This is a genomic window from Amycolatopsis heterodermiae (assembly GCF_034929455.1).
In the GTDB taxonomy this organism is placed as follows: domain Bacteria; phylum Actinomycetota; class Actinomycetes; order Mycobacteriales; family Pseudonocardiaceae; genus Amycolatopsis; species Amycolatopsis heterodermiae.
In genome coordinates, this window is sequence record NZ_JAYFSI010000001.1 from 115665 (window position 1) to 138321 (window position 22657).

The following is a 22657-nucleotide window of genomic DNA, read 5'->3' on the forward strand; positions in this document are numbered from 1 at the left end:
AAGGCATAGTGCGGGAGCCGGAGCCGTGCGTCAAGGGTGCGTGGTCTACAGCGGGAGGCCGGCGTAGTTGTTGGCCAGCTCGGTCGCCGCGGCTTCCGACGTCACCGTGCGCTGGAGCTGGGAGAGCTGGAGCTGCGCGTCGAAGTCGTCGCCGTGGCGGTGGAGCATCGACGTCATCCACCACGAGAAGTGCGTGCAGCGCCAGACCCGCCGCAGGGCCGTCTCCGAATAGGCGTCGACGAGGTCGTCGTCACCCTGGAAGGAAGCCGTGAGCGCCGTGGAAAGCAGCGCGACGTCGGCCACCGCGAGGTTGAGGCCCTTGGCGCCCGTCGGCGGGACGATGTGGGCCGCATCCCCGGCCAGGTAAAGGTTTCCGTGCCGCATCGGGGTCGTCACGAAGCTGCGCATCGGCAGCACGCTCTTCTCCGTGATCGGGCCGGTGTGCAGCGTCCAGCCCGGGACGCCGAGCCGCTCCGACAGCGCCGTCCAGATCCGGTCGTCGCTCCACCGCGCGATGTCCTCGTCCGGCGCCACCTGCAGGTAGAACCGGCTGACGTGCGGCGAACGCATGCTGTGCATGGCGAACCCGTCCGGGTGCCAGGCGTAGATCAGCTCGTCCGTCGACGGCGCGACGTCGGCCAGCACTCCCAGCCACGCGAACGGGTAGGCCCGCTCCCACACCTGTTGCCGCGGCACGAAATCACGGCTCGGCCCGTGGAACCCGTCGCAGCCGACGACGACGTCCGCGTCGATCCGCTGCGCGTGGCCGTCACCGTCCACAAAGGTCACGAATGGCGATCCCGTGACGTCGTGCAGCTCGACCTCGGAAGCGGAGTAGAACGCCGGCCGCCCGGCCTTTTCCCGCGCGGCCATCAGGTCCTTGGTCACCTCGGTCTGGCCGTAGACCGTCACGGACCGGCCGGTGAGGTCGACGAAGTCCAGGTGGTGCCGGTTTCCCGGCCACTGCAGGTGGATCCCGCGGTGTTCCATGCCTTCCGCGTCGAGCCGGTCGCCGAGGCCGGTGTCGCGGAGCAGCTCGACCGTGCCCGCCTCGAGGATGCCTGCACGGATGCGGGCCTGGACGTACTCCGGAGTCTGCCGTTCGAGCAGCACCGAGTCGATGCCCTCGAGGCCGAGCAGGTGGGACAGCAGCAGCCCGGCCGGGCCGGCGCCGACGATGACGACCTGGGTGCGCACGCGGAACGTCCTTTCGGTGACCGAACCCCGAGGATGACGCCGACCGCGCGCCCTGCACCAGGGCATTCTCATTCAATGAGAGATTGTCCGCGAGATACCGCGCGCCGCCGCGCGCAGGGCCGGGATCTGCATCCGCGCATTGCGGTCGTTGGGCACGATCACCGACAGCGCCGCGACGACGTCACCGTCCGGCCCGCGCAGCGGTACCGCGATGCCGGTGGTCTCCTCGTCGATGAAGCCCGCGCAGTACGCGTAGCCGTCGCGGCGGACGTCGGCGAGGAACCGCCGCAGCCGCGCCGGTTCGGTGAGCTTGGTGCGGCGGTACGCCGGCAGTGGCGAGGCCAGCACGTCTTCCTGCAGCTCCGCCGGTGCGTGCGCGAGCAGCACGAGCCCGGACGACGACGCGTGCAGCGGCAGCCGCCCGGCCACGCGCGTCACGTTGACGATCGCGCCGGGCGCCGAAAGCCGTTCGACGAACAGCACTTCGCGGTCTTCCAGCACCGCGAGCTGCGTGTGGTGCCCGACGACGGCGTGCAGGTCCTCCATGAACGGCAGCGCCGCCTCCCGCAGCCCGAGCGTCGGCGACGCCCGGGACGCCAGCTCCCACAATCGGACACCCACCCGGACCTGCCGGTCGGGATCACGCCGCAGCCAGCCGTGCCCGACCAGCTCGTCGATCAGCCGCGACGCCGTCGCGACGTGCAGGTCCGCGCGCCGCGCGACGTCGGACACCCGCAGCGCCGGGGTGTCCGGCCCGAACGTCTCGAAGATGCGGACGACGCGCGACAGCACGGACTCGCCGTGCGCGCGCTTTACCATGTCACTAGCACCACGTCAGGCAGTGTGCCCCACCCACAGGCGGGGCACACCGCGACGTGTCACGGCAGGGCGTTCAGGAACGGCTCGTGGTTGTTCTGGAACTCCCAGTTGTAGTACTTGTCCCAGTTGATCGACCAGGTCATCAGCCCGCGCAGCGCCGGCGACGCGCCGCCGCGCAGCGTGTACGAGCCGCAGCCGGTGCCCTTGGCCAGGCAGGTCACCGCCGTCTGGACGACGGACGGCGCGAGGTAGCCGTTGCCGGCGCTGACCGCCGCCGGCAGCCCGACCGCGATCTGGTCCGGCCGCAGGCCCGGGAAGAACTGGCCGGTGTTCGCCACGCTGAAACCGGCCTTGAGCATGTCGCCCATCGCGATCGGGAAGTCCGCGGCGCCCATGGTGTGGTACTGGTTGTCCAGGCCCATGACCGGGCCGGAGTTGTAGTCCTGGACGTGCAGCACGGTCAGCGAGTCGCGCAGCGCGTGGATCACCGGCAGGTACGCGCCGGTCCGCGCGTCACCGCCGCTCGTGCCGCCGTAGAACTGGTAGCCGACCTGCACGAAGAACGTCTCCGGCGCCATCGTCAGCACGAAACCCGAGCCGTACTTGGCCTTCAGCGTCTTCAGCGCGGAGATCAGGTTGACGATCACCGGCGTGGTCGGGTTGCGGAAGTCGGTGTCGCCGGCGTTGAGCGACAGCGAGTGGCCCTCGAAGTCGACGTCGAGGCCGTTGAGCCCCCACTTGTCGATGATCGCCGAGACGGAGCTGACGAACGCGTCGCGCGCGGTGGTCGTGGTCAGCTGGACCTGGCCGTTCTGGCCGCCGATCGAGATCAGCACCTTCTTGCCCTGCGCCTGCTTCGCGCGGATGGCGGCGATGAAGTCGGCGTCACTCTCGACGTTCGGGCACTCGGCGGCCGAGCAGCGGTTGAAGCGGATGTCACCGGACGTCACCGACGTCGGCTCGCCGAAGGACAGGTCGATGATGTCCCAGGCCGCGGGGACGTCGGCCATCCGGACGTACCCGGACCCGTTCGCGAAACTCGAGTGCAGGTAACCGATCAGGGAGTGCTTCGGCAGGCCGGTGTCGACGCAGCCGGTGGTACTGCCGGTGGCCGTCGCACTGCGCGGTGATTCACCGGCGGTGTTGTAGGCGGCGACGGTGTAGCTGTGCGTCGAGCACGCGGTCAACCCCGTAAGGGTGGCACTCGTTCCGGTGACAGTCGTACGGAGCGTGCTGCCCTCGTAGACCCGGTAGCCGGTGACGGTACCGGCGCTCGCACCCCAGCTCAGGGCGATGGAGGACGCCGTGACGGCGCCGACTGCCGGGTTCCCCGGCGCGCCGGGCGTGCCGGGAGTGCTGCCACCGGGCCCGTCGAGGATGACGTCGTCGGCGTAGTAGGTGCCGGCGCCGTACCAGCCGTGCAGGTAGAGCTGGGCCGACGTCTGGCTCGCGGCGGTGGTGAAGGACAGCGAAAGCTGGTTGTAGGCGCCGGCGTTGCCCGACCAGGTCGACGCGCCGCCGGTGATGCCCAGGTAGACGGGGTTGCCACGGACCCAGGCGGACACGGTGTAGGTGGTGTTCGGCAGGACGGACACGGTCTGCGCGCACTGGGCGTAGTCGGAACCGGCCGGAGTGGCGGCGAGGGCGTACCCGCCGGAGTGCACGGGGGTCGTCACGGCCGAGCCACCGGAGCACGTCCAGCCGGAAAGCGACCCGGCCTCGAACCCGGGATTGGTGAGCAAGTTGGCCGCACCGGCGGTGCCTCCACCGGCCACCAGACCGGAGAGCGCCAGCGCGAAGGCGGCGAGGGCAACGGAGAATCTGGAACGCCTCATCGAGTCCTCCAGTGGGGACGCGGTCGCACCGCGGAGGGGTCTATTGTCTAGACCAATAGGTAAAATGTCCAGACCAACGAGCAGCCGCGGGGGTGACCGGCCCACCGGCCGCGCGTGCTGGGGAGCCGGTTTGCTTGATCGTCTGGGAGTGCACCCAGGGCCGCGCCTCAGGTTCGCACGGTCCACTAACCGACTGGCCCGCACCGCTCGGGTGCACAAGCCTCACCCTCACCGCCCAGGTGGCATTCCAGGCCAGCGCGCCCGGGCACCCCGAGCCCGCGCCGCCCGGGCATCCACTCGAACCTCGCGCCAACCAGGCAGAACCAGCGCCCACTCAGCCAGCCCTGCTAACAGCCGACCAGCAATCGAGCCACCAGGCGGGTGCGGCGGGCTGCGGCTCGGTCGATCACCCGGACGCTGCGCCACCCCGGCGGCACCTGCTCCGCGAGCAGCTCCTGCCGCCACTTCCCGATCCGCCGGACGTGCCGCTCGAACGACCTCGGCCGCACCATCCGGCCTCGGCTGCGCTGACCCTCCAACGCCTGCTCGGCCGTGGCGTCCAGGAACAGCAGCCGCATCGAACGTCCCGTCAGCCGGCCGACCAGGGCCAGCAGCGCGCGGGTCGACGCGCGCGTCGACGGCTCGTGGACCACCAGCGGGCCGTCCGCCGAGATGGCCCTCCCCACGATCCGCAGCCGGTGGCCCGCGTGCACCAGCGGGCGGTACCAGCGGTACGGCACCGCCTCCGGCAGGACCGTCGCCAGCCTCGCCCGGACCTGGTCGGAGTCGAGCACCGGCAGGCCCTCCGCCGCGTGGCGGAGCATCGTGGTCTTGCCCGCGCCCGGCAGCCCGGCGACGACGAGCAGGTCACGGGGTCCGAGCTCGATGACAGTGGGCTCGCTCATGCCCGGCACAACGTTCCGCCGAAGGTAATGGTTCCTTTACCTTTGATCACATTCAGTAACGACCGCATCTACAGAGAGCACCCGAGGAGGCACAACCACTCCTAGGTGGGGCCGGTTCTCACGTGCCGTGTCCACCTTCACCCACTCGCCTGAAAACCCATGCGCGACAGGGCATCCGAGAACCGGAACCGCTTCGGGTGAAGATCGCCCGCGCCTCTTCCCGGCGTCCGGAAAATCCCTATCTTCTGGAAGGGACGCCACGGCTAGAACAGGGGAAAGGCATCATGACCCAGTCGCTGGAACTCCCACTCCAGGAATACTGTCTCGATTGGACACTCACCGGCGACGACGGCGGCCGGGTCGAGGTCACCCTCTCCGGTCAGGTGACCCTCTTGGACAACAACCGGTTCTACAAGATCGACGGCGTCGTCTACGTCTCCCACGGGGACGCCGACATCCGCGCGGTCGGCAACCCGCGGTTGTCCGTGCGCCGCAACGGCGTCGAGAAGACCGGGCGGCAGTGGGGCTGGGAAATGTGCTCGGCGCGCAAGAGCCTCGGCGCGCTCAACACGATGGAGGGCTACTTCGTCCGCACCGGCTACTGGGCGCCCGCCGACCGCTCGATCCAGCTGAGCCTGTGCGCCGAACTCGGGTGGAGCCGCCGCAAGTCCTACAGCCCGCACGTCACCGTGCGGATGGTCGACTGAATCTCCTAACGACTGGCCACTGTGGACGCCCGGCGCCGCCGCGCCGCCACCACGACGAACCCGGCCGCGACCGCGCCCGCCACTGCGCACCCGGCGCCGAAGCCCGGTGACGGTTCGTGCACGCGCAGCACCGAGACGCACAGCCACAGCGCCGCGCCGAACAGGATCCCGAGCACCGGCCCGGCGAACAGCGAACCCCGCCCGCGGTGGCCGTTGCGGATGGTGCGCAGCACCGACTCCAGGTAGGCGAGCGCGAACAGCGCCAGGATGAGGCTGCCCGCGCCCATCGCGCTGGCCAGCGGGTGCTGCGACGTGAGCAGCGTGAACGTCTGGGTGACGGTCCCCGTCTGGATGGTCGCGGAGACCGCGCCGCCCACGATCCACCGCGCCAGGCCCGGCAGTTCGAGCTGCGCGGTGAAGCCGTTGCCCGCGGCCTTGGACGTCGTCTCGGCGGAGCCGAGCGGGATCCCCGCCGCGGACAGGTCCAGCGCGACCCGGCCGGGGTTGCCGGGGCCGGTCACCGTCAGCGGCTTGCTCAGGTCCACCTCGACCGGCGCCGACACGGGCGCGTCGCCCAGTTTCAGCGTGGGTGACGCCTGGTGCGGCAGCCGTTCCGGGTTGAGCAGCGCGAGCACCACCAGCACGACCGCGGCGGCGGCCGCCGCGAGCCGGAACCACAGGGTGGACGCCGGGCGCGGCTCGGGTTCGGGCTGCCGCGGGACCCGCGTCGCGGACAGCGTCGGGTCCGGAGCGGACGGACGCTGGACCGGCCGTGTCCGGGCGTCCGACGGCGGGGCCGGCGCCGTCGGCGAGTTGAGCCCGGCGATCACCCGGGGCGTCAGGTGCAGCACCGGCACACCCGCGCGTTCGAGCCAGCCCGGGCCGTAGACGGCGGTGGCGGCGCTCGCCAGGTCGGCGGCGAAGGATTCGGCTTCCCGATAACGCGCATCGAGTTCACGCGCCAGGCTGCGCATGATCACGGCCGCGATCGGGATCGGCACCCCGGCGATCGGCCGCGGGTCGGTGAACATGTGCTGGCGCATCATGCTGATCGCGCCGCGGGTGTTGTCGAACGGCAGCTGCCGGGACAGCAGCTCGTAGAGCACCGTGCCGGCCGCGTAGACGTCGGCCGCCGGGCTCAGCGCGTTGCCCATCGCCTGCTCCGGCGCGATGTAGGCCGGGGTGCCGAGGATCTCGCCGCCGTGCGTGACGAGCGTGGCGCCTTCGCTGATGACGCGCGCGATGCCGAAGTCGGCCACCTTCATCACGCCCTGGGTGGTGAAGAGCAGGTTCCGCGGCTTGACGTCGAGGTGCAGCACGCCGGCCCGGTGCGCCGCGTGCAGCCCGGCGAGCATCGCCAGGCCGATCGCGCACGCCTGCTCGCCGCTGACGCCGCCGCCGTGGAACCGGCTGTGCACGGTGCCGCCGTCGAGCCGTTCCATCACCAGCAGGTGCTCGCGGCCGGTGCGGACGTAGTCGTACACCGGCACGATGTGCGGGTGGTCCAGGCTGGCCAGCACCCGGGCCTCGCGGTCGAACAGCTCGCTGCTCGCCGCGTGGTTGAGGATGTCCCAGGGCAGCTGCTTGATCGCGACGCTGCGGCCCAGCGTCCGGTGCGTCCCGGCGAACACGACACCCATGCCGCCCTCGCCGATCTCGGCGCCGATGTCGTACTGCGGGAGCGCGGCGACGAGGTCCGCCGGTGCGCTCATCGGGTGACGTCCCGGGTCGCCGGGACGCGCATCCGGACGGTGGCGTCACCGATGCCCTCGTAGCCGGGCTCGGGCGCCGGCTTCACCGGGTTCGGCGTCAGGTAGCCCAGCAGGAACGCGATCGCCGCGGCGCCGAGCACCACCGGGATCTCGATCGCCGGTTCCGGCGGCACCAGCCGCAGCACGGACAGCGTGATCACCGCGACCAGGCCGGTGCCGAACCCGGCGGGCAGGAACCGCAGGCCGCGGCGCCAGCGGTTGGCGGCCAGGCGGTGGCGCGCCAGCGCGAGCAGTGCCGTCAGCCAGGCCAGGATCGTGAGCACCAGCATCGCCAGGCCGAAGACGCCGTAGACCGACCAGAACGAGCCGCGGACGTCGGCGACCGTGGTGGCTTCGCCGAGCGTCGCGCGCTGGGCGTCGAGCAGCTCCACCGACGACGGCAGCAGCCCGGTCGCCTGCCCGGACAGGTCGCCGAGGTCGAGCACGAACGTCCGGGTCACCCGGCCCCGCGCCGGCACCTCGAACGGCGCGGTCGTGTCGTAGGCGAAGAAGGTGAGCGCGAGGGCGACGCCGGAGAGGCGCACGCTGCGGACCTTCACCGGCGCGTTGCCGGTGTTGGTGGCCACGACCTCGAGCTTGACCTGGTTCGCCGGGTCGATCGGGACGGTGGCGTCCGCGATCGGCCGGTCGTCGATCGACACGTCCAGCCCGAGCGAACCGGACTCCGCCGAGGCGGGTGGCGCGCCGAGCAGCACCACGCACAAACCCAACGCAACCCCCGCCGCGATGACACGTCCCATTGGGCATCCCCTACTTGCTTAATCCGACTCGTGCGGAATGCTACAGCGACCACACACCCGGGGAGGGACGTTCCGATGCGTTACGTGGTTCGGTTGTTTTTCGGCACCGTGGCCGGGGCGTTGCTCCTGCTCACGTTCGCGTGGAACGCCAGCGCACAATCACCGTACACGGCGACAGTTGGTTTGAAACCGTCGAGCGGTAAGGCCGGCAGCGCTTTTACTATTTCGTGGAACTTCTCCCCCTGCGGCGGGCCGATCACCTTTTCCTGGAACGGCACGCCGACGTGGTCGACGGGCGCCTCCGTCCAGCAGACCTCCGGCACGGTCGCGGCGACGGTGCCCGCCGGCGCGCAGCCCGGGACCTACCCGGTCACCGGCACGTGCACCAACGCCCGGACCAAGCAGCCGCTCACCGGGGCGAGCCGCTTCACCGTGGTCGGCTCGCCCAGCACGACCCCGCCACCGCCGCCGACCACCACGCCGGTCACGCCGCCGCCCGTCACGACCACGCCGTCCAAGCCCGGCGGTCCGACGACCACGCCCGCCACCACGACGACGCCCCCGCCGACCACCACGACCACACCCCCGACGTCGACCACTCCCACCACGCCCGGCACGACGCCGGCGACCACCAGCACCGAGCCGAAGCCGGGTGAGCTGGTGCTCGACCGGCCGAGCGTCCAGCCCGGCGACGAGCTGTCGGCGTCCGGGAAGGGCTGCCAGCCGGGCCGGACGGTGACGCTGACGGCCGACGGCACCGAGGTCGGCTCCGCCTACGCCGACAGCACCGGCGCGTTCACCGCGCCGGTCCAGTTCACGCGGATCGAGGCCGGGCCGCACACGGTGGTCGCCGACTGCGGGGTCCGCCTGACCGGCACGGTCGACCAGGTCGTGACCCATTCCTCCGGCGGGCAGACGAGCACTTTGGTGATCCTGGTGTTCTTCGTGCTGGCCGGTATCGCAGTGGTCCGTTTTCCGTAGGTCCAGCCGCCGTCAGCTGCTGGACGTGCTCAACGAACGCAACGGCCAGACCCTGCGGGAGAGTCCGCACCGATGAACGAATTCGCGTACACGACCTACATCGGCACCACTCCCGAAAGCTCTGGCAAGCGCAGGTCGTCGTCGAATCCTAGCCCTTTTCGACGGCTTTCCTACACCTGGCACACCTTCACGCCGCAATGGGCGAAGAGCGCGGGCGTCGATGACGAGACATTGGCGAAACTGCGCAATGAAAGCCGCAGCAAGGGCTGACGGTGCTGCACGACGGCTTCGACGACAGCTCCACCCTCTCGATCTGCAGTGAGGGCTGGCCCGCGCTGCTGTCGAGCCTGAAGACGCTCCTGGAGACCGGCGCTCCCCTTACGTGACCACGACTTATCGGGCGAACCGTCCGAACGCGACACTTCTCCCACAGGGAAACGTCCGGATTCTCCCCCTTTCGTGGGCGGCCGGCTGAAGTCCGGGTGAATTCCCTCCTCACGGCCCCATCGGATGCGGTTTTCCGGGCGTTAGGCTCGCATAATCCGTGCCGAGAATGGTCCGATCGAGTGACGGGAGAGCGTGCGTGCCGGGGTCAGTGCGTACTCGCTGGATCGTGGCGGTGGTCGCCCTCGCCGTCGTGGCCGGCGCCGCCGTGGTGTTCTGGCCGCGTGACGCCGAGGCGCAGGACCCGGAGATCGCGATCTCGCGCTCGTCGTGCGGCACCGGCTGGGAGGCCCCGAAACCCGGCCCGCAGACGTTCCGCCTGCACAACACCGGCTCGGTGACCGCCGAGGTCGACCTCATCGACCCCGCCACCGGCGTGATCTACGGCGAGGTCGAGGGGCTCGGCCCGGCGACCACCCGGCCGCTGCAGGTCAACCTCGGCAACGGCAGTTACGCGTTCCGCTGCCTGCCCGAGGACGCGAGCGCGATCGTCGGGCCGGTCGCGCAGGTCAGCGGCGGTGCCGAGCGCACCGGGCCGGGCGTCGCGCCGGTGACGCACAACGACCTGCTCGGGCCGCTCAAGGCGTACCAGCAGCACGTCACCACCGGCCTCGGCGAGCTGGTCGCGAACACCGGCGCGCTGAAGAACGCCGTCCACGGCGGCGATCGCACCGCGAGCGAATCGGCCTGGCTGACCGCGCACCTGACCTACGAGCGGCTCGGGGCCGCGTACGACGCGTTCGGCGACTCCGACGGCGCGCTCAACGGCACCGCCGAAGGCCTCCCCGGCGGCACCGCGGACGAGGGTTTCACCGGCTTCCACCGCCTCGAGTCCGGCCTCTGGCACGGCGAGGACCTCGGCGCGCTCGCCGGCGTCGCCGACCAGCTGGACACCGACGCCCACGCGCTGCAGGCGGCCTTCGGCGACAGCCAGGTCGACGGCAACGACCTCGCCCTGCGCGCGCACGAGATCATGGAGAACACGCTGCAGTTCGAACTCACGGGCCGCACCGACTACGGCAGCGGCACGAACCTCGCCACCGCCCGGGCGAACCTCGACGGCACCCGGGCCGTGCTGGACGTCCTGCGTCCGCTGCTCACCCCGCGCTACCAGCAGCTGCCGAAGCTGGACAGCTGGCTGACCCGCACCCAGACGGCCCTGGACGCCACCCACCACCCGGACGGCTCGTGGACCCCGCTGGCCCAGCTGGACTCGAAGCAGCGGCAGAAGCTGAACGCGGACGTGAGCGAGCTGACCGAGCTGCTGGCCCCGATCGCGGCGATCGCCGAGCCGAGGAGGGTCTCGTGAGCGACCAGCCTCGTTGTCCCGTGCCGCACCCGGCCGCCGCACCGGGCCTGCCTCGCCGGTCCTTCCTGCGCCGGGCCGCGATGGGTGCTGGGCTGACCGTCGCCGCTGGAGCCGGGCTCGGGGCGTCTGCCGGAGTCACCGACAGCACCTCGCCGGTGCCCTTTCACGGCGCCAACCAGGCCGCGATCCTGCGGACGCCGCCGACCCAGACGATCGTGGCCTCGTTCGACGTCGTCGCGGAGTCGAAGGCCGAGCTGACCGACCTCTTCCGCACCATCACCGACCGGGCGCGGTTCCTCACCGGTGGTGGGGCGCCCGCGGCCCTCGGGATCACCGGGCCGCCCGCCGACTCGGGGGTGCTCGGGCCGGTCGTGCCGGGTGGCGACCTCGGCGTGATCCTCGGGGCCGGCGCGTCGCTGTTCGACGACCGGTTCGGGCTGGCGAAGCTCAAGCCCGCCAAGCTGAAGCCGATGAAGATGTTCCCGAACGACGCGCTGGACCCGGCCCAGTGCCACGGCGACCTGAGCCTCACCCTCTCGGCGAACGCGAACGACACGGTGCTGCACGCCCTGCGCGACATCACCCGCGCGACCCGCGGCGGCATGCAGCTGCGCTGGCGGATGAACGGGTTCAGCTCGCCGCCGCGCCCGTCCGGCACCCCGCGGAACCTGATGGGCTTCAAGGACGGCACCGCGAACCCGGAAGGGTCCGAACTGGACAGTCTCTTGTGGACGTCCGGCGGCGGCGAACCCGCTTGGACGGCGGGCGGCAGCTACCAGGTCGTCCGGCTGATCCGGATGCTGGTGGAGTTCTGGGACCGGGTTTCGCTGACCGAGCAGGAGAACATGTTCGGCCGCCGCCGTGACACCGGCGCCCCGCTCGACGGGACCGACGAGAAGGACGTCCCGCGGTACGCCGAGGACCCGATCGGCACGGTCATCCCGCTGACCAGCCACATCCGGAAAGCGAACCCGCGCACTCCTGAGACCGACAACAGCCGGATCCTGCGGCGCGCGGTGAACTACGACCGCGGTGTCGACAGCAACGGCAACCTCGACATGGGCCTGCTGTTCGTCTGCTACCAGCAGGATCTGGAGCGCCAGTTCGAGGCGGTCCAGACCCGGCTGGCCGACGAGCCGCTGGTCGACTACATCTCCCCGTTCGGCGGCGGCTACTTCTTCGCGCTGCCAGGCGTCACCGGCCCGCAGGACCACTACGGGCGTTCCCTGCTCACCTGACGCAACTCCCACCACGAAAATCCAGGAGGAATCCTCAGTGGACACCAGATCCCGCCGGCGGCGGCGCGGGCTGATCGGCGCCGGGGCACTCGCCTCGGTGGCCGCGCTGGCCGTCGTCACCGGATCCGCGGCGAGCACCGCGGAAGCCCAGCCACTGCACCCGTTCCCGGCGCAGTGGATCCCGACCGCGACGCCGATCAAGCACGTCGTGGTCATCTTCGGCGAGAACATCTCGTTCGACCACTACTTCGGCACCTACCCGAACGCGGCGAACACGGACGGCACGCCGTTCCAGGCCGCGCGCAACACCCCGAAGGTCAACGGCCTGGACCACAAGCTGCTGACGAACAACCCCAACGCGTACGACCCGAAGCGGCTCACGCACGAGCAGGCGCTGACCTGCGACCAGAACCACAACTACGGCGCGGAGCAGGCCGCCTTCAACGGCGGCAAGATGGACAAGTTCGTCGAGAAGACCGAGACGGACAAGTGCACCGGCCAGCCGGTGCTGTTCGGCGAGCCCGGCCTGGTGATGGACTACTACGACGGCAACACCGTCACGGGCATGTGGAACTACGCGCAGCACTACGCGCTGAACGACAACTCGTTCAACACGGTGTTCGGGCCGTCGACGCCCGGCGCGCTGAACCTCATCTCGGGCCAGACGCACGGCGCGCAGGCGGTCACGTCGGTGACGCACGAACCGACGACCGACGCCTACGCCGTCGTTTCGCCGGACGCGAAGGGCGTCGGCACGGTCATCAACGACCCGGACCCGGCGTGGGACGACTGCTCGGACAAGAACCACACGAGCACGGACAACCTGGCCACGCTGAGCGGCCGCAACGTCGGTGACCTGCTCAACCAGCGCCACGTCACGTGGGGCTGGTTCCAGGGCGGCTTCCGCCCGACGAGCTCGGCCAACGGCTACGCGGTCTGCGGCGCCACGCACACCAACGTCGGCGGCGCGGCCGCGGTGGACTACAGCCCGCACCACGAGCCGTTCCAGTACTACAAGTCGACGGCGAACCCGAAGCACCTGCCGCCGTCCTCGGTGCAGGCGATCGGCCAGACCGACCGCGCGAACCACCAGTACGACGTCTCGGACTTCAACGACTCGCTGCGGGCCGGCTCGATGCCCGCGGTGAGCTTCCTGAAGGCGCCGGAGTACCAGGACGGCCACGCGGGCTACTCGGACCCGCTGGACGAGCAGCAGTTCGTGGTCGGCGAGATCAACAAGATCCAGCAGTCCCCGGACTGGCGCTCGACGGCCATCGTCCTGGCCTACGACGACTCGGACGGCTGGTACGACCACCAGGCGTCGTCGGTCCTCAACGGCTCGCACGACGCCGCGCAGGACCAGGCGGTCTGCACGGCGAAGCCGACGAAGGTGGGCAGCTACGCCGACCGCTGCGGTTACGGCCCGCGCCTGCCGCTGCTGGTGATCTCGCCGTACAGCAAGGTGAACCACGTCGACCACACGCCGACGGACCAGACCTCGGTGCTGCGGTTCATCGAGGACAACTGGTTCGCGGGCCGCGTCGGTGACAGCTCGTTCGACGCACGGGCGAACTCGCTGTCGGGGATGTTCGACTTCTGGTGGCCGCAGGCGGGCAAGCTGCCGCTCGACCCGAAGACCGGGGCCGTGGCGCACCGGTAACGCTCTCGAAGCTGGATGGGCCCGCAGCCGGCTGGCTGCGGGCCCGTCTTGCTTTCGGGCTCAGAACGGCCGATCCCAGCCCATGACGTTATCCATGCCCTCGCCCTTGAGCTGCAGCTTTCCCGACGCGTCCGGCATCGCGAAGACGCACCAGTCCGTGACTTCGGTGTCCGACCCGAGGCCGGCTCCTTCACCGATCTTCTTCGCGAGGTAGCCGGTGCTGTTCGGGGCGACTGTCGACGAGGCCGACGTCGGCGGCGAAACGCTGACCGGCGCCGCAGTAGCGACGAAAGCTGGCAGGGCCAGCATCGACAGGAACCCTCAGCTGCGCAGGGCGTCCAGGTCCCAGGCCAGGGTGACCACCGTGCCCTCGTCACCCGACGAGATGTCCGCTCGGTCCGCGCTCGCCCGCAACAACATCAAGCCCCGGCCCCGCAGGGAAACCGGGCGGGGGTCGGGGACCGGGGTGCGCCACTGGCCGTGGTCGGTGATCACCACTTCGATGCGGTCCGCGTGGATCGCCGCGTCGAGGTCCACCGAGCCCGAGCCCGAGCCGTGGTAGGCGTGGTCGGCCACGTTCGCCAGGGCTTCGTAGCTCGCCAGCACGATGTCCTGGGCCCGGTCCGGCTCGACGCCCGCCGCCAGGACCCACGCCGTCAGGTCGTGCCGCAGGCGCCGCAGCGCCGCGGGTGCGGCCGCGACGCCGTGACGGCGGAACGGGGCCGCCGACCCGGCGGATTCGTGCATCGGGTTCGCCTTTCTCCCCTGCCCCGGGGCCGTCACGTCCGGAGGGCTTCGTCGACGGTGGGGTGGACGCCGATCCACGTGTCCAGCCCGGTGGTCGTCAGCGGTCCCGACGTCACCGGCGAATCACTCACCACGCGCAGCGCGCGCTCCGCCAGCTTGCGGTGCGCGGCCGCGAGCACCTGCAGGCCCGCCGAGCAGAAGAACGTCACCCCGCGCAGGTCGACCACCAGCACCTCGGGCCGGCCGGCGAGCACGCTGCCGACGACTTCCTCGAACTCCGGCGCGCTGAGCAGGTCGATCTCGCCCGCCACGGACAGCACGGCGCACTCGCCCCGCCAGTCGAGCGTGGCCGCCAGCTCGGTCGCGGGGAGGTCCCGGGAAGAAGGGCTCACGGCCCCTTATCGTGCCTCAATCACGGCCACCGCGCCACGCCGGAAGTCACCGGTGCGGGAGCTGCACCACGGTGACCCAGAAGTCGTCGATCTGCCGGACGACCTCGACGAACTTCTCGAAGTCGACCGGCTTGGTGACGTAGGCGTTGCAGTGCAGGTCGTAGCTGCGCAGGATGTCCTCCTCCGCCTCCGACGTCGTCAGCACAACCACCGGGATCGACCGCAGCGCCGGGTCCTGCTTGATCTCGCCGAGGACCTCACGCCCGTCCTTGCGGGGCAGGTTGAGGTCGAGCAGGATCAGCCCCGGCCGCGGCGCGTCGGCGAAGCGCCCCTCACGGCGCAGGAACTGCAGCGCCTCGACGCCGTCGCTCACGACGTGCAGCGCGTTGCGGATCTTGTGGTGCTCGAACGCCTCCTGCGTCATCAGCACGTCGCCGGGGTCGTCCTCGACGAGCAGGATGTCGATCGGTGCCAGCGCCTCGCTCACGCGCCGCCCCCTTCCTCGTCGCCGCGCTCGAGCCGAGCGGGCAGGGTGAACCGGAAAGTCGCGCCGGTCTTGGAGTCGCTCTCGGTGTCGAGCCAGATCCGGCCACCGTGGTACTCGACGATCCGGCGGCACATGGCCAGCCCGATCCCCGTGCCCGGGTACGCGCTGCGGGTGTGCAGCCGCTGGAACAACGTGAAGATCCGTTCCGCGTACTCCGCTTCGATGCCGATCCCGTTGTCCCGCACCGAGAACACCCAGTCGTCGCCGTCACGCTCCGCGGTGACCCATACCTCGGCCGGCGCCTCGCCGTGGAACTTCAGCGCGTTGCCGACGAGGTTCTGGAACACGGCCGTCAGCAGCGCCGGCTCGGCCCGGACCTTCGGCAGGTCGTCGTGGACGACCCGGCCGCCGCTGAGGGAGAGCGCGACCTCGAGGTTCGCGAGCGCGCCGTCGACCAGCTCGCCCGCCGGGACGACGACGTGCTCCCCCGGGTTGCGGCCGACGCGGGAGAACGCCAGCAGGTCGTTGATCAGGACCTGCATCCGCTTCGCGCCGTCGACGGCGAACTCGATGTACTGCTCGCCGCGCTCGTCGAGCAGGCCCTGGTAGCGCTTCTGCAGCAGCTGGCAGAAGCTGGCCACCTTGCGCAGCGGTTCCTGAAGGTCGTGCGAAGCGACGTACGCGAACTGCTCCAGGTCGGCGTTGGACCGCTCCAGCTCGTGCGTCCGCCGGTCCAGGAGCGCGTGCGCCCGCTCCAGCTCGGCCACCTCGTCGAGGATCCGCTGCCGCATGGCTTCGACGTCGCTGCCGAGCTGCACCAGCTCGCTCGGCCCGTCACCGCGGACCGGCCGGTGGATGTCCTGGTCGGCGACCTGCCGGACCTCGTCGGCCAGCCGCAGGATCGGCCGCGTGATGACGCGCCGCAGGCCGAGGAACAGCAGGACGAACAGCAGCACGATGAGCACCGCGACGGCGACGAGCATCGCGGTCAGGAAGTTCGCCGCACCGTCCAGCTCGGCCCGTCCCTCGTCGCGCAGCGTCGTGAGGTGGGCGGCCTGGGCGTCGAGGGCGCGGCGCACGGCGTCGAACTGGGTCCGGCTGCGGTCGGCCTGCGCCGGGGTGACCGGCGGCGCCCCCGGAGTGATGGTGGGCGCGACCGTCGTCTGCCAGGCCGACGCGGCCGCCAGCACGCGGCCGAGGTCGTCACCGATCTGCGTGCCGGGGGTCGCTCCGAGCTTCCGCAGCTGGGTGACGGCGTCGGCCTGCGAGCGGACGCCGTCGTTGTACGGCACGAGGAAGTCCGGCTGCCGGCCGAGCTGGTAGCCCCGGACGCCGGTCTCCTGGTTCAGCAGCGCCGTCGACAGCTGGATCGCGGCGAGCCGCTGGGCGCCGATGACGTCGAGCAGGCGGTTGCGGGCGTCGGTGAGGTTGCTCAGCGCGATCGCGCCGCCGGCCAGGGCCGCGAGCAGCAGCACCGCCTCCACCAGGGCGAGCAGGGTCAGCCAGCGGCGGATCGGCCAGCCGCGCTCAGTGCCGGTCATCGGCCGTTCTCCCCGGGGATGTGGTCGAGCAGGGCGAGGGCGACGTCGTCGTCCAGCGGGCCGGAGTTGAGGCGTTCGGCGCGGGCGATCAGTTCGTCGAGGAGGGCGCGGCCACCGAGGCCGTCGTGGTGGCGGATGTCGAGCACGAGGTCGGCCATCCGCTCGTGGCCGAGGCGTTCGGAGCCGGCGCCGACGCGGCCCTCGAACACGCCGTCGGTGTAGAGCAGCAGGGACCAGCCCGGTTCCAGCGGCACCTCGAGGGCCTCCCACTTCGTGCCTTCGACGACGCCGAGCGGGACGCCGAGGCACCTCCCGGAGAGCAGGTGCCCGTCGCCGGGGGTCAGCAGCAGCGGCGGCAGGTGCCCCGCCAGCGACAGGCGCAGGGATCTTCGGTCCGGCGCGACGACGACCATGCAGACGGTGGCGAACAGCGGCTCGATCCGCTCGTGCACCAGGACCCGCTCGACCATGCTCAGCACGTCGGCCATCGGCAGGCCGGCCATCACCAGCGAGCGCCACGCGATCCGCAGCGCGACGCCGAGCGCGGCCTCGTCCGGGCCGTGGCCGCAGACGTCGCCGATCATCATGTGGAGGCTGCCGTCGTCGAGCTCGATGGCGTCGTAGAAGTCGCCGCCGAGCAGGGATCCGTTGCGGCCGGGCCGGTAGCGGGAGGCCAGGGCGAGGTGCGGGTCGTGCAGCAGCGGGCTGGGCAGCAGGCCGCGCTCGAGGCGCGCGTTCTCGCGGGCGAGCAGCTGCTGCTGGAGGAACTGCTGCTCGACCTGCTCGGCGCGCTTGCGCTCGCGGGCGAAGCGCAGGGCCTTCACCAGCAGCGGCCCGTCGACCTGGTCCTTGACGAGGTAGTCCTGCGCGCCGGCGGCGACCGCGGCGACGCCGGTGGCCTGGTCGTGCTGGCCGGTCAGCACGACGACCGCGACGCCGGGCGCGTGCTGGGCGAGGCGGGTGAGCCCGCCGAGGCCCATCGTGTCGGGCAGCTGGAGGTCGAGCAGGACGCAGTCGGCGGTCAGTGGAGTGGCGAGGGCGGCGGTGAGGGTCTCGACGCGTTCGAGCGCGACCGGCACGGAGGTGTCGGCGAGCATCTCGTCGACCAGCAGCGCGTCGCCGTCGTCGTCCTCGATCAGCAGCACGCGCAAGCGGGTACTGGGATCCCACGATGAGTCGGCGGTCACCGGTTTCTCCCGTTCAGCGGCACCTTCAAGCGATCACCCTAGCGGCACCGGACGCGGCCGCCTACGACCGCACGGCCCCGGCAGGGGTAGCGATTTATAGCACCCGGCGTCCCGCTCGGTGCATAACGGTTCGGCTCGTCGCAGTCCCGTTACCAGGCGTTCCGCGCCTACCCTGCTGTTATGCCCGAACCGCCCGTTCCGGTCCGGCGCGCGGCCTTCGCGTGGTGGGGTGCGACGGCGTGCTGGTTCCTCGGCTCGCTCCTGGGCCGGCTGCTCGGCGGGCACGCCACGCCGGCGCTGGGGACGAGTGGCGCCGGCGACCGCGACGCCCTGCTGGCGGCGACCCTGTCGGCCCCGGTCGCGGTGCTCGCGTTCGTGATCGCGGCCGGGCTGTGGGCGGCCGTGGTGTACGGCGTGTACGACGGCGTGGGCTGGACGCGCGTCGTGCTCGCGATCGTCGGCGCCGTCGGCGTTTTCGACCTGGTGCTGCAGCTGTTCGCCGTCGTCGCCTCGTCCGCCCACGGCCCCGGCGACCTGGTGCGGGGCCTGGCGTTCCTGCTCGCGCTGGGCCTGTCGCTGACGGGCTACGTGCTGATGTTCCGCACGGAGGCCGGGCCGTACTTCGCCGGTCACAAGGCGCGGTAGAACCGCCGGTGCGCCGCGGCGGCCGCCGGCCAGGTGAACCGCCGCGCCAGCGCGCGCCCCGGTGCCGGGTCGGTGTCCGCCATCGCGGCGCGCAGCTCGCGCGCGAAACCGGGCGGGCCGGCCGCGAACCGGGCGACCCCGCCGAAGACCTCGCGCAGCACCGGCAGGTCGCGCGTCACCACCGGCACCCCGGCGGCCAGCGCCTCCATCGCGGCCAGCCCGAACCCCTCCTTGGTGGAGGGAAAGGCGAACACCGCCGCGGACGCCATCAGCGACGGCAGCTCGTCGTGATCGACCGGGCCCAGGACGTCCGGCTCGACCCCCAGCTCGGCGGCGCGTTTCTCCCAGCGGGTGCGGTAGTCGCGGTAGTCGAAGAGCGTCTCGCCGCCCGCGATGACCAGGCGCAGGCCCGGATCGGCCAGCAGCGCGTACGCCTCCAGCAGGTCCAGCGAGCCCTTGCGCGGCTCGATCCCGCCCACCGCCAAGACATAACGTCCTCGGCCGGTATCCCGGCGAGCGTTGGCGAAGCGGTCGTAGTCGACGCCGTTGGGGATGACGGTCGCCTCGATGCCCCAGCCGTCGCGGACCTCCGCCGCGACGGACTCCGACACGCAGAGATGCGCGTACGGCCGGACGATCGCGCGTTCGTGGCAGGCCGCGAGTTCCGGCGTGGTGAAGGTGTCGAGGTGGTGGATCGTCCGCACGCAGCGGTCGACGGCGTTCGCGCTGATGCAGTCCTGCGCGTGGACGACGTCGTAGGCGTCCGGGGTGAACGCCGCGCGCAGCACCGCGATCGAGCGCAGGATCCGCTCGCCGACGCTCTCGCCGGGGACGTCCGGGAAGGGCACGATCGACAACCGCACGCGCGGGTCGACCGGCCGGAAGAACCCGGCGTCGCCGCCGCGGCCGAGCGTCCAGACCGTGACGTCCTCACCGAGCGCCGCGAGGGCTTCGGCCAGCGCGAGCGTGTGCACGACGCCACCGCGGGGTTTGGTCGAGTAGCTCAGCAGGGCGATGCGCATCAGGCCTCCCGGTAGACCTCGGGTTTCCGTTCCCCCAGGTGGTGCAGCACCCGGCGGGCGTTCGCGAGTTCCTGCTCGACGTCCAGCTCGGCGACCGCGATGCCCGCCTTCGACCACGTCCGCGCCAGGATCTCGCCGCCCGGGCCGACGACCTTGGCCTGGCCGAGGAACCGCATGCCGCCCATCGCACCGGTCTGGTTGGACGACACGAGCACCACCTGGTTCTCCGCCGCGCGCGCCTGGTCGTAGAGGTCGAACAGCCGCGACTGGCGGTCCTGGGCCATCCGCGGCGCGCGGTTGGTGATGCTCGTCGGCCACGCGCTGAGGCAGGCGACGATGTCCGCGCCGTCGACCGCCAGCGAGCGGGCCGACTCGGGGAACGTCTTGTCGTAGTCGATCAGCATGCCCAGCCGCCCGACCGGGGTGTCGAACGCGGCGAACTCGCCGCCCGGCTCGTACGCGATGCTCTCGCCCGGCGGCTGGTGGACCTTGCGGTGCCGGCCGAGCACGCCGTCACCGGTGACGCACACCGCGGAGTTGTAGCGCCGCGGCCCGTCCGCCTCGCAGTACCCGACGCAGACGACCATCTCCCCGGCCAGCGACCGGACGGTCTTCAGCTCCGGGCCGTCGGGGTCGAGGGCCGGCGGGAGCGCTTCCGGGTCCGGATGGCGCAGGTCGGCGAGGTAACCGCCGAGCGCCGCGTCCGGCAGCACCAGCAACGCCGCGCCCGACGAGCGCGCGTGGTCGATCAGCGTCGCGATGCGCTGCAGGTCGAAGTCGAGGTCGCGGCCGAAGTGCGCGGCGACGGCGGCGATCCGGGTCTGCCCCATTCACGGGACACTAACCGGGTAGGCGTCGGGCCGTCTGTCCGCCAGGTGTCCCATCGACCGCCGCGCCGTGGCCAGCGCGGCCTGGACGTCGATCTCGGCGATCGCCATCCCTTCCGCGACACCGGTGTCGGCGACGATCTCCCCGCCGGGGTCGACGATCTTGGCCCCGGCGACGAACCGCAGGTCGCCGAAGGTGCCGGACTGGTTGGCCGAGACCCAGACGATCTGGTTCTCCAGCGCGCGGGCCCGGTCGAACAGGTCGAACCGGCGTTTCCAGCGGTCCTGCGCGAGGTCCGCCGCCGGGTTGGTCCGGCTGCCGGGCCACGCGCTCATGCAGACGACGACCTCGGCGCCGTCGAGGGCGAGCGCCCGCGCGGATTCGGGGAAAGCCTTGTCGTAACAGATCATCATGCCGAGACGCCCGACCGGTGTGTCGAACGCGGCGAACCCGCGGCCGGCGCCGTAACTGGCGTTTTCGGCCAGGGGCTGGTGGACCTTGCGGTGGTTGCCGAGGACGCCGTCGCCGGTCACGCAGACCGCCGAGTTGTAGCGCCGGCCGCCGGCGATTTCGCAGTACCCCGCCGTGACGACGAGGTCTCCGGCCAGGGCGGCCAGCCGCTGCACCTCCGGGCCGTCGACGGCCAGCGCGGGCGGTCCTTCGGCACCGCCGTCCAGGTTGGCGAGATAGCCGCCGAGGGCCGCTTCCGGCAAGGCCAGGAGCCGCACGCCCTCGGCCTTCGCCTCGCCGATCAGCTTTTCGATGCGGGCGAAGTCGCCTTCGAGGTCGCGGTCGAACGGCGCGGCGACCGCGGCCATCCTGAGCGTCGTCATGAGTTCCCCAATCCGGTGACGCCGCCGTCGATGGCGGGCGTCGTTTCGCCGTCGGGCCAGCGCAGCGTGACGCCGGTGCCCGCGACCAGCTCGCCGCAGTCCGCGGTGACCGCCGGCCCCGCGGGCGCGGGCGTGCCGGTGGTGAGCATCGCGAAGCCGGGGAAGCAGGTCAGCCAGTCCCCTGTGGACGCTCCGCGCGGCCGTGGCACCTTGTCGACGTCCAAAACCGCGCCGCAGCCGGACGCTTCGGCGAGCATGCCGAGGGTGCCCGCGATCCCGGCCATCGAGACGTCCTTGGCCGCGCTCGGCCGGGCTTTCGCGACCGAGCCGAGCAGAGCCCGCAGCTCGGGCGTACGGCGGAAGCTCGTCGAGTCCCACTGACGTCCGGTGTAGCCCGGCCGCCAGCCGCCGCCGAGGTCGGCGGTGAGCCAGACACGCTCGCCGGCCTTGCCGCCGCCCCCGGGCACCGGGTTTTCCGTGCGCCCCAGAGCCGTCACCGACAGGGAGGCCGGGACGCCGAACTGCGTGTGCCCGCCGAGAACCGGGACGCCGTACGCCTGGCTCGCCTTGCGCAGTCCACTGAGGACTCGCGCGGCGAACGACGCGTCCCGCGCGCCCAGCGCGTCGAGCAGGCCGGTCGGGGTGGCGCCCATCGCGGCCAGGTCGTTGAGGTTGACCAGGACCGAGCACCAGCCCGCCCACTCCGGGTCGCGCTCGACCATGGACGGGATGATCGCGTCGCAGGCCGCGACGACGTCGGTGCCGGGCAGCGGGACGCCGTCGTCGCCGACGAAGCCGGGTACGCCGGTCATTCCCTGCAACAGCGGCCCGAGCGCGGCCTTGGTCGAGCGGGCCAGCGCGGCGATCCGGCCGATCGGCCAGCGCATCAGCACGTGGTCGTGGCCGGCGACGGTCACCGGCCGCACCGTTTGCCAGCCGAGCCGGGTGAACAGCTTTTGGGTGCGCGTCTGGACGGTCGCTTCGAACCGCAGCGCGCCTTCCGCTTCGGCTCGTGCGCAGGCCGCGCGAACCAGCGCCGAGCCGATCCCGGGCGGCGAGCCGGGCGCGACGACCAGACGGCCGCCCCTCCACCAGCCGAGGTCGGGACCATCGTTCGCCGGGCCGAGGCGGACGCCGCCGAGCACTTCGCCTGCCGGGTCCCTCGCCACCAGGACCAGGGTGCGCGGGTCGGTGTCGTGGTCGTCGAGATCGTGTCCGGCGAAGAGTCCTTGTCTGGCCACGAAAGCTTCGTGCCGCAGCGTGCGGTAAGCGGTCAGTCCACTGTGGTCGGCTTCGCCGATGCCGAACGCCGGGCGCGCCGCGACACTGCGGACGTCACCCAGCAACGCGAGGATGTCGTGGTCCACG

22 protein-coding genes and 1 pseudogene are annotated in these 22657 nt (G+C 71.6%); 7 read left to right on the forward strand and 16 right to left on the reverse strand.

The genetic code is table 11. The features are described 5' to 3' along the window. Positions 1-45: 45 nt before the first annotated feature. The 4 genes from VA596_RS00530 to VA596_RS00545 all read right to left on the reverse strand — a co-directional run bounded on the left by VA596_RS00530 (position 46) and on the right by VA596_RS00545 (position 4756). Positions 46-1197 (reverse strand): 4-hydroxybenzoate 3-monooxygenase, encoded by a 1152-nt coding sequence (locus VA596_RS00530; protein WP_323322432.1) that lies wholly within the window; start codon positions 1195-1197, stop codon positions 46-48. 72 nt (positions 1198-1269) lie between these two features. Next, positions 1270-2016 (reverse strand): IclR family transcriptional regulator, encoded by a 747-nt coding sequence (locus VA596_RS00535; RefSeq protein WP_323322434.1) that lies wholly within the window; start codon positions 2014-2016, stop codon positions 1270-1272. 59 nt (positions 2017-2075) lie between these two features. Then, positions 2076-3851, reverse strand: coding sequence for a chitinase (locus VA596_RS00540; RefSeq protein ID WP_323322436.1), 1776 nt, complete (start codon positions 3849-3851; stop codon positions 2076-2078). A gap of 347 nt (positions 3852-4198) precedes the next feature. Further along, a complete protein-coding gene (locus VA596_RS00545; protein ID WP_323322438.1) occupies positions 4199-4756 on the reverse strand; it encodes an AAA family ATPase in 558 nt (185 codons plus the stop codon). Positions 4757-5040: 284 nt separating this feature from the next. On the opposite strand from VA596_RS00545, the gene VA596_RS00550 reads away from it, so the two are divergent. Further along, the gene (locus VA596_RS00550) at positions 5041-5463 is read left to right on the forward strand and encodes a hypothetical protein (RefSeq protein WP_323322440.1); all 423 of its coding nucleotides are present in this window, start codon (positions 5041-5043) and stop codon (positions 5461-5463) included. Positions 5464-5468: 5 nt separating this feature from the next. On the opposite strand, the gene VA596_RS00555 is transcribed toward VA596_RS00550, so the two are convergent. Both VA596_RS00555 and VA596_RS00560 read right to left on the reverse strand, forming a co-directional pair. Further along, positions 5469-7175: a serine/threonine-protein kinase gene (locus VA596_RS00555; RefSeq protein ID WP_323322442.1), complete on the reverse strand. Its 1707-nt coding sequence runs from the start codon at positions 7173-7175 to the stop codon at positions 5469-5471. Then, positions 7172-7975 carry a hypothetical protein gene (locus VA596_RS00560; RefSeq protein ID WP_323322444.1) on the reverse strand — a complete coding sequence of 268 codons (804 nt, stop codon included), beginning with the start codon at positions 7973-7975 and terminating at the stop codon, positions 7172-7174. Before VA596_RS00560 ends, VA596_RS00555 begins: the two co-directional genes overlap by 4 nt. A gap of 75 nt (positions 7976-8050) precedes the next feature. Between VA596_RS00560 and VA596_RS00565 the strand changes: the two genes are divergently transcribed. The 5 genes and pseudogenes from VA596_RS00565 (at position 8051) to VA596_RS00585 (ending at position 13607) form a co-directional block, all read left to right on the forward strand. Next, complete coding sequence (locus VA596_RS00565; protein WP_323322446.1) at positions 8051-8956, forward strand: hypothetical protein; 906 nt, start codon at positions 8051-8053, stop codon at positions 8954-8956. A 60-nt stretch (positions 8957-9016) separates the two neighbouring features. After that, positions 9017-9342 (forward strand): annotated as a pseudogene (locus VA596_RS50585) (SRPBCC domain-containing protein); the annotation flags it as partial. A gap of 227 nt (positions 9343-9569) precedes the next feature. Further along, entirely contained in the window at positions 9570-10709 is a 1140-nt protein-coding gene (locus VA596_RS00575) for an EfeM/EfeO family lipoprotein (RefSeq protein WP_458363998.1), read from the forward strand. A gap of 80 nt (positions 10710-10789) precedes the next feature. Then, on the forward strand, positions 10790-11947 hold the full coding sequence (locus tag VA596_RS00580; RefSeq protein WP_323325578.1) for a Dyp-type peroxidase: 1158 nt from the start codon (positions 10790-10792) through the stop codon (positions 11945-11947). A gap of 37 nt (positions 11948-11984) precedes the next feature. Beyond that, a complete protein-coding gene (locus VA596_RS00585; protein ID WP_323322450.1) occupies positions 11985-13607 on the forward strand; it encodes a phospholipase C in 1623 nt (540 codons plus the stop codon). A 60-nt stretch (positions 13608-13667) separates the two neighbouring features. Here VA596_RS00585 and VA596_RS00590 read toward each other — a convergent pair whose 3' ends face one another. The 6 genes from VA596_RS00590 to VA596_RS00615 are packed head-to-tail and all read right to left on the reverse strand — an operon-like array spanning position 13668 to position 17961. Beyond that, the gene (locus VA596_RS00590) at positions 13668-13916 is read right to left on the reverse strand and encodes a hypothetical protein (protein ID WP_323322451.1); all 249 of its coding nucleotides are present in this window, start codon (positions 13914-13916) and stop codon (positions 13668-13670) included. Positions 13917-13928: 12 nt separating this feature from the next. Beyond that, positions 13929-14354: an ATP-binding protein gene (locus VA596_RS00595; RefSeq protein ID WP_323322452.1), complete on the reverse strand. Its 426-nt coding sequence runs from the start codon at positions 14352-14354 to the stop codon at positions 13929-13931. Positions 14355-14386: 32 nt separating this feature from the next. Beyond that, entirely contained in the window at positions 14387-14746 is a 360-nt protein-coding gene (locus VA596_RS00600; RefSeq protein ID WP_323322454.1) for an STAS domain-containing protein, read from the reverse strand. 46 nt (positions 14747-14792) lie between these two features. After that, positions 14793-15233 (reverse strand): response regulator, encoded by a 441-nt coding sequence (locus tag VA596_RS00605; RefSeq protein WP_323322456.1) that lies wholly within the window; start codon positions 15231-15233, stop codon positions 14793-14795. Further along, entirely contained in the window at positions 15230-16774 is a 1545-nt protein-coding gene (locus VA596_RS00610; protein WP_323322458.1) for a sensor histidine kinase, read from the reverse strand. The genes VA596_RS00605 and VA596_RS00610 overlap by 4 nt, the downstream gene beginning before the upstream one ends. Then, a complete protein-coding gene (locus VA596_RS00615; protein WP_323322460.1) occupies positions 16771-17961 on the reverse strand; it encodes a PP2C family protein-serine/threonine phosphatase in 1191 nt (396 codons plus the stop codon). The genes VA596_RS00610 and VA596_RS00615 overlap by 4 nt, the downstream gene beginning before the upstream one ends. Positions 17962-18141: 180 nt before the next feature. Between VA596_RS00615 and VA596_RS00620 the strand changes: the two genes are divergently transcribed. Further along, positions 18142-18606 (forward strand): hypothetical protein, encoded by a 465-nt coding sequence (locus VA596_RS00620; protein ID WP_323322462.1) that lies wholly within the window; start codon positions 18142-18144, stop codon positions 18604-18606. Here the strand turns inward: VA596_RS00620 and VA596_RS00625 are convergent. Genes VA596_RS00625 through VA596_RS00640 form a run of 4 tightly spaced genes read right to left on the reverse strand, consistent with a single transcriptional unit; the run spans position 18591 to position 22656 of the window. After that, positions 18591-19628, reverse strand: coding sequence for an MSMEG_0565 family glycosyltransferase (locus tag VA596_RS00625; RefSeq protein WP_323322464.1), 1038 nt, complete (start codon positions 19626-19628; stop codon positions 18591-18593). The two genes, VA596_RS00620 and VA596_RS00625, sit on opposite strands and share 16 nt — an antisense overlap. Next, entirely contained in the window at positions 19628-20458 is an 831-nt protein-coding gene (locus VA596_RS00630; protein ID WP_323322466.1) for a carbon-nitrogen hydrolase family protein, read from the reverse strand. Before VA596_RS00630 ends, VA596_RS00625 begins: the two co-directional genes overlap by 1 nt. Continuing rightward, positions 20459-21289, reverse strand: a complete 831-nt coding sequence (locus VA596_RS00635) for a carbon-nitrogen hydrolase family protein (protein WP_323322468.1) — start codon at positions 21287-21289, stop codon at positions 20459-20461. Next, positions 21286-22656, reverse strand: a complete 1371-nt coding sequence (locus VA596_RS00640) for an MSMEG_0567/sll0787 family protein (protein ID WP_323322470.1) — start codon at positions 22654-22656, stop codon at positions 21286-21288. Before VA596_RS00640 ends, VA596_RS00635 begins: the two co-directional genes overlap by 4 nt. Position 22657: the final 1 nt, after the last annotated feature.